Raw genomic sequence first — 1,588 nt, 5'->3', positions numbered from 1 at the left:
AAAGTAATGGATGTAAAGGACGTGTAGAGCATGGCGAAATTTAAAGCTTACTCCACGGAACAAGGAGAACTCATTCCGATGTATTTGAGCGAGTGGGTTCCCGAAGAACATTTGGCGCGGCTTGTCAGCGATATCGTCGATCAGTTGGATCTGTCAGCGATGACAAGTCGGTACTCCAACCGTGGAGAAGAAGCGTATCCCCCTGCCATGCTGTTGAAACTGTGGTTTTATGGGTATGCCACCGGCGTATTCACCTCCCGCAAAATTCATACAGCCATCAAGGAAAATATTCCGTTTCGCTGGTTATGTGGCGGTCACAAGCCAGATTTCCGGACGATTAGTGATTTTCGAAAGGATCACCTTGAATTATTACCCGGTCTGTTCAAGCAGGTTGTGCAAATCGCCATGGATCTGGGTTACGTCTCCCTCGGACATGTCAGCATAGACGGTTCCAAGCTAAAAGCCAATGCATCCAAGCATAAGGCGATGTCCCGGGAGCGGATGAAACAAGAAATCGAGCGTTTGGAAAAAGAAATCCGTGAAGCTCTTGAACAAGCTCAGCAGGCGGATGAACAGGAAGAGGGGCAACTCTCGCTGTTTCCGGAATCCGTGAACGCCGAAGTGCAAGATCGGCAGGCACGGCTTGAAAAAATCAAAGAAGCTCTTAAACAGTTGGAAGAACGTAAGCCCGAATCGGAATCGAAAACACCGGAAAAAGACCAAATTAATTTCACCGACCCGGAGTCTCGAATCATGGATACCAAGACCCAGGGCGTCATCCAAGGATATAATCCGCAAATCGCGGTTGATTCCGATCATCACCTTATTGTCGGGTTAAAAATGAGCAATAGCAGCAGCGACCAAAAACAATTTGGGGGCGTGCTCGAATCCATTCAAGACAACACCGGCAGTATGCCAGAGAAGGTCAGCGCGGATGCGGGCTATTTCAGCGCACCCAACATTGAAGCCGCAGAGGCGGCCCAGGTAGACGCCTATATCGCAGCGGTCAAAGAAGGCAAGCAAGCGAAAAATCCATATGACAAAACCAACTTTACGTATCAGCCGGAAACCGATACGTATATTTGCCCTGCCGGAAAAGTGCTGGAACTCAAAGCAACTCAACATGCCGATGATCCGAACCGGCAAACGAAATGGGTGTACGAGTGTTCAGCCTGCCACGAATGTCCGTTTCAAAAAGACTGTGTCAAGGGCAAGTCGGGCAAGCGCACGATTACCCGTTCCGAAACGGACCCGGTTCGCGAGGCCATGCGAACCAAAGTGCAAAGCGATAAGGGCAAAGCTATCTACCGCAGGCGTAAGGCCATTGTGGAACCGGCATGGGGCGAAATGAAAGAAGTTCAAGGATTCCGCCAGTTTCACCTGCGAGGCGAAGCCAAAGTTGAAGGTGAATTTGTGCTGCTGGCTTTAAGTTACAATTTGCGCAAGCTACACTCTGCGAAATATCCTAAACAGGCCACAGTCTATAAGCGGGAGAGGTCTGCCCAAAAACGGAAAAATGCAGCATAAGGAGACAAAATGGCCGATAATATCAAGCCATCACAGCTTAAAAAAACCATAATTTAACAAA

Annotated in this window: 1 protein-coding gene; it reads left to right on the top strand. The window is 48.9% G+C overall.

Features of this window, described 5'->3' with window-relative positions; all coding sequences use genetic code 11:
- The first annotated feature begins 30 nt into the window (after window positions 1-30).
- Window positions 31-1,527, top strand: a complete 1,497-nt coding sequence (locus tag ACFFK0_RS30585; RefSeq protein ID WP_377475240.1) for an IS1182 family transposase — start codon at window positions 31-33, stop codon at window positions 1,525-1,527.
- Window positions 1,528-1,588 lie beyond the last annotated feature (61 nt).

The organism is Paenibacillus chartarius, from assembly GCF_042432825.1.
GTDB classification, from domain to species: domain Bacteria; phylum Bacillota; class Bacilli; order Paenibacillales; family NBRC-103111; genus Gordoniibacillus; species Gordoniibacillus chartarius.
This window is presented reverse-complemented; position numbering and strand designations above follow the sequence as displayed.